Annotated in this window: 5 protein-coding genes; all 5 read left to right on the plus strand. The window is 48.9% G+C overall.

The window, feature by feature from the left end; translation table 11 throughout:
• A partial coding sequence (locus tag ABL924_RS17485) for a hypothetical protein (protein WP_349028379.1) occupies positions 1 to 712 on the plus strand: 712 nt, incomplete at its 5' end.
• Between the two features lies 1 nt (position 713).
• Positions 714 to 1598, plus strand: coding sequence for a phosphosulfolactate synthase (locus ABL924_RS17490; protein ID WP_349028380.1), 885 nt, complete (start codon positions 714 to 716; stop codon positions 1596 to 1598).
• The gene (locus tag ABL924_RS17495) at positions 1595 to 3118 is read left to right on the plus strand and encodes an argininosuccinate lyase (protein WP_349028381.1); all 1524 of its coding nucleotides are present in this window, start codon (positions 1595 to 1597) and stop codon (positions 3116 to 3118) included. Before ABL924_RS17490 ends, ABL924_RS17495 begins: the two co-directional genes overlap by 4 nt.
• 3 nt (positions 3119 to 3121) lie before the next feature.
• Positions 3122 to 4714 (plus strand): GMC family oxidoreductase N-terminal domain-containing protein, encoded by a 1593-nt coding sequence (locus ABL924_RS17500; protein ID WP_349028382.1) that lies wholly within the window; start codon positions 3122 to 3124, stop codon positions 4712 to 4714.
• Between the two features lie 18 nt (positions 4715 to 4732).
• On the plus strand, positions 4733 to 5806 hold a 1074-nt coding region (locus ABL924_RS17505; protein ID WP_349028383.1), incomplete at its 3' end, for a lyase family protein.

Raw genomic sequence — 5806 nt, forward strand, 5'->3', positions numbered from 1 at the left:
AATCGCCGTACAACGCACCAGTTCGGAAACTTTGTTCACTGCTGTTGAAAAAGTCGAAGTATTAGCCCTGCCGGATGACTGTGTTTTTATCGCCGATCCTGATACCGATCCGGGTAACCGTTCTGCCTTAGGCAAGACGGCTTTGAAACATCAAGTTTCACCGCAACAGACAGCAATCGTGGTCGGTGCATTTGACCATGTCAACATCATCCATCACCCAAACCCTTTTGTGCTGCGAGTGATCGAAGTGATTCCGCCTGAACCGCCCAAGCTTTATCACATGGTTGAACAGGTACTCAGTTATGCCGATTTGCCGCCTATCGTCCTGGAATTGGAAACAATCGACCTGCGTGATCTTGCCGGAACGGTAACTCCAGAAGCTTATCTAGTGCCATGCCGTTCTGGAGGCCTAACTGATTTGGGTGCACCGGTTTATTTTCTGGACGAACGCCCTGCACAACGTCAGCAGTGGACTTTGCTCGGCTGTGAGCGTAGCCTGCAATTTCATCGCCATTACTACGGAGATGAACCGCCCCGTGTAGAAATGTGTCCGCGTAAACTGCTTAAGGCAGACGATAAAAAAACCATTTTGAAATGTTGTCTACTGGAATATGATTTTGAACAAGAAGGTAATACATTAACCGTGCCGTGGGGTACAGATTTGGCCATGATTGAAAAGGCTTTGCGTCAATTATTCGTTGGGAATTCATAATATGGCTGAATTGGCTTGGGAAAATATTATAAAAGGCCAACGCGATCCGCGGGAGCAAAAGCCGCGTAAATCTGGCTGTACAATGGTGATGGACGTCGGGAAGGGGCTGCACGAAACCCAAAGCATCCTGCAAGCCTGTGCCAACTATATCGATCACTGGAAATTCGGCTTTGGCACATCCGCTTTTATGGACAAGAGCTTGCTGCAAGAAAAACTTCAATTGTTAGCTGAACAAAATATACTGACATTTCCTGGTGGTACATTATTGGAAGTGGCATTGCTTACCCAACATTGCCGGGTGTATATGACCCATGCTAAAGCCTTAGGGTTTACTGCCGTTGAAATTTCTGACGGTACCCTGCCCATTCCAAGATTCAGGCGTAAACGGATCATTGAATGCGCCTTAAATGCTGGATTGACCCCGATTACTGAAGTTGGCAAAAAAGACCCTAAACGGCAACCTACCCCAGAGCAAATGGCCGAAGAAGTTTTAGAAGACCTGGAATGGGGCGCAGCATGGGTGATTATCGAAGGGCGAGAAAGTGGTCATAGCGTAGGCGTGTTCGATGACTCGGGTAATGTCGATGAATTTGAAGTCGATGTCATTGTTGGAATGATCGGCGATAAAGCCGATTCCTTGATCTGGGAAGCGCCGCTTAAGTCCCAACAGGCTTTTTTCATCGAAAAATTCGGTGCGAATGCCGGGCTCGGCAATATCCCGTTAGATCAAGTTCTTGCCGTCGAAGCGTTACGTAACGGCTTGCGTTTTGACACACTGAACCGCGTCACAAGCAAGTTATTACGGGAAGGTTCCTGGGATCCCAATAAAGTAGAAAGCAATGGTGCGAACAGTAACCCACCGACTCCGAATGGCACAGTAACATGACAGCTAACGATGTCCGCCGACCGGTTTCATTACAGGAACAAGTCCTGGGAATCGGCACAAGGCTAAAAAACCCACCATCGGACAGGATGGTCGAGTCTGCGTTTACCTCGGAATTAAGTCATCAGGCGCATTTATTTGAAGCGATTGGATTAGTTGATATTGCCCATACTTTGATTGCCATCGAATTGGGTACCATCCCGAAAGCCGAAGGTAATCTTTTGCTGGCACAATTATTGGCTTTACAAAGCAAGCCGGATTCGTTTGAACTGAGTCCGGCCAGAGGCGATATTTATACCAACCGTGAAGCGTGGCTGGCTGAGCGTACCGATGCTGTAGGCTGGTTAGGGGCTGGCCGTGCCCGTAGGGAAGCGACGACAACCGCGTTTATTCTGGTACTGCGGCAAACACTGGTAGAGTTCATCGAAACCATTGCAAGACTGGCGACGACCATAGTCAGTAAAGCTGAGCAGCATTTGTTATCCATCATGCCGGATTACACTTATCTGCAAGCTGCACAACCCACTACCTTCGGACATTATGTAATGGGCTTCGCATATCCGTTACTTCGGGATTTGGAGCGGCTAGAAGCTTTTTTTGCACGGCTTAATCTTAGTCCAATGGGTTGCGGTAGTACCAATGGCTCAAGGTTATTACAAGGTCGGCAACCATTAGCGGATTTATTAGGCTTTAACGGCGTAGTTCCTCATGCCCGTGATGCGATGTGGCAAGCGGATTTATTCATAGAAGCCGCTTCAATCCTGACAACGTGCAGCATCAATCTCAGCCGGTTGGCTGAAGATTTACAAGTTTACAGCACCCAGGAATTTGCCCTTGTGGAATTGGATGACCGCCACGCCCGCGCCAGTAAGATCATGCCGCAAAAGAAGAATCCGTTTGCGTTGACGCACATCCGTGGCGTTGCCAATAAAATGATCGGCATGATGGCCACGGTGACGGCATCGGCCAGGACACCATCGGGTCAACCGGACAATCGCTTATTGATTTATGGGGAATTGCCTGATGCGATGCAAACCGTCAATAATGCTGCGTCTTTGATGGCAGAAGTGCTGGAAGATATGATATTCAATGCCGATAGAGGCAAGGCTTTGGTGGCATCCGGTTGGGTAATGTCCACCGACTTGGCTGAGGCATTGGTAGTGGAATGCGGACTGGATTTTAGAAGTGCGCATCGGTTGGTCGCTTTTCTGGCTAGCCAATACCAGGGTAAAAGTATAATGGAACTCGACCATAAGGCTTTATTGCTGGCCTCAGAAAACGTTATTGGATACTCTATTACGCTGACTGAACAACAGCTTAAGTCTGCCCTAGATGTCACAATAGCTATCCAGGCACGAACGGAACCCGGCGGCACGGCAATTGGCAGCATGAATAATATGATTGCCGAATGCCGCCAAAAATTGGTGGACCATCATGCTTACAATCAGTCCAGGAAGCTTTATTTTGCCAGTAAACAACAATCGGTATTGGAACGCGCCATGAAAGAGATAGGCCAAAAATAAGCCATGTCCAGATCAGGTTTTGACTATATTATCGTCGGTGCCGGTTCAGCCGGTTGCGTACTTGCCAACCGGCTGAGCGAGGATTCAAATTGCCGTGTTTTATTGCTTGAGGCAGGTTGTGAAGACAACGACCCTGCCATTCAAACGCCCGGCTTATTTCCCCAATTGCAAGACGGCCCCTACGACTGGGGAGACCGTACCGTACCGCAAACCGGTATGAATTACCGTCGTATTTATATCCCGCAAGGGAAGACATTGGGTGGCTCAAGCTCCATCAATTATATGATTTATATACGCGGCAATCGGGCTGATTACGATCACTGGGCAAGCTTGGGTAACACAGGCTGGAGTTATGAAGACGTCCTGCCGTATTTCATCAAATCTGAAACCAACCAAGCCTTTAATGATCGATTTCATGGTCAGTCAGGGCCTTTGGTGGTCTCTAGTCACCCCCACACATCCCAGGTCACTCAGCGTTATCTAGCCGCCGCTAAGGAAGTGGGAATTGTTCATAACCCTGATTTTAATGGCGAACAGCAGGATGGTTGCGGTCTTTTGCAACGGACGATTGCTTTTGGCATCCGATGCAGTGCTGCTATTGCTTATTTGCACCCAGCGCGGGTTCGCCCCAACTTGACTGTTGTCTGCAATGCCCAGGCCACCCAGTTACTGTTTGATAATCATCACGTCATTGGTGTGCAGTACCTGCACCTGGGTAACTTAGAACACGCTTACGCCGATTGCGAAGTCCTTTTATCTGCTGGGGCTTTCCGGTCTCCGCAATTGCTGATGCTGTCAGGTTTGGGATCTGCTTTGGAGCTTGAAAAACTGGGAATTCACGTGCGAGTGGATTTGCCGGAAGTCGGCAAAAATCTGCAAGACCATATTCACGCCCGTGTGCGCTGCGAATTGACCCAACCTCTAACTTTTTCGCCATTGCCAAATGAGGACAAAATTGCTGCTGCAAACGATTACCAAGCCACCAAGACAGGTCCTTTGGCTTCAAATTTCCTGGAAACAGGGGCTTTTGTTAAAAGCGATCCCGATGTAGCGTATCCTGATTTGCAATTGTTTTTGTTCGGCAATTTAACACCCGAATACCCTGAGGCAGGTCAGGCTACTCGTCACGGTATAGCACTCACGGCTTATGTCAACAGGCCCGCTAGCCGTGGTGAAGTCACTTTGTCATCCGCCGACCCACTCGATCGCCCGCGTATCAATCCGGGTTATTTCAGCGATCCTGACGACCTTAGATGTTTGGTGGCAGGAGTACGTTGGAATCTTAAAATACTGTACGGAAAGGCATTTGACGATATCAGGGGTATTGAATTGTCCCCTGGAATCAATATCCGTGATGATGACGGTTTGGCAGATTTTGTCAGGCGTACGGCATCGACCACGTGGCATCCGACAACTACCTGCCGGATGGGCTGTGATGCAGCAGCGGTAGTCGATCCGGCATTGCGGGTTAATGCCGTTACCGGCTTACGGGTGGTCGATGCGTCTATAATGCCGACTATCGTCAGCGGCAACACCAACGCGCCGACAATTATGATCGCAGAAAAAGCGGCGGACTTGATCCGTGGATGTCTGTAACTAAACGGTAATTATCCTATGCTTGATTCAGTCCATATCAGCGATTCCACGATCTTTGGTTCATCCTGGGCTGATAATGAACTACGTCCCTTATTTACCGAGCAAAACAGGGTGAGAGGCTGGCTTAAAATCATGGCCGTCCTGGCAGATGTGCAAGCCGAATTTGCTTTGATACCTGAACAGGCTGCAATAGAAATTAAAGCGGCTTACCAAGGCATTGTTATCGATGATGCTTTCTTAAAAGAAGTGGGCGAAGGTTTTTTAAAAACTAACCATTCATTGATGGGGTTGATTAATGCCGTCAAAAGCCACTGTGGCGCCATTGGCGGGGAATGGCTTTGTTACGGGGCAACCGTCCAGGATATAACCGATACCCATACTATACGCACATTATTAAAGGTGTTGATACACTTTTTAGAACAGCTCACTGCAATACAAAAAATCCTGATCGATCTGGCTCGTCAGCACAGGCACACTGTCATGTGCGGACGCACCCACGGACAACCAGGGTTGCCAATTACATTCGGTTTTAAAGCCGCTACTTGGCTGGACGAACTGGAACGTCATCGCCAACGTTTAACCGAACTTAAACCACGCCTAAGCGTGGGACAGCTTAGCGGCGGTGTCGGAAGCCTGTCTTCCTTCGGGCCGCAAGCATTGGCGTTGCAAAAGGCTTTTATGCAGCGCTTAGGTTTGGAAACGCCCGCCATTTCCTGGACTAGCAGCCGAGATCGTTATGCCGAATGGTTGAATGTATTAGCGATGATTACGTCAACCGGCGATAGGATTGGACAGGAAATCGTCAACCTGCAAAGGCCAGAAATTGGCGAGTTGTGTGAGGGTTTCGTTAGCGGTGCCGTCGGCAGTATCACCATGCCGCAAAAACGTAACCCGGAAATCTCCGAACATCTGGGTACTTTATCAAGGGTAGTCAGGCATCATGCCGCACACATGGCTGAAAATCTGGTGCATAGCCATGAACGAGATGGACGGTCATGGAAGGGGGAGTGGCTGATTATCCCAGATGCAACCTTGGCTACCGGCAAATCACTGGCATTGCTCAAGTCGCTACTCAAAGACTTGCAGGTTAAT

Origin of the sequence: Methyloglobulus sp. (assembly GCF_040079455.1) — a bacterium.
Taxonomy (GTDB): domain Bacteria; phylum Pseudomonadota; class Gammaproteobacteria; order Methylococcales; family Methylomonadaceae; genus Methyloglobulus.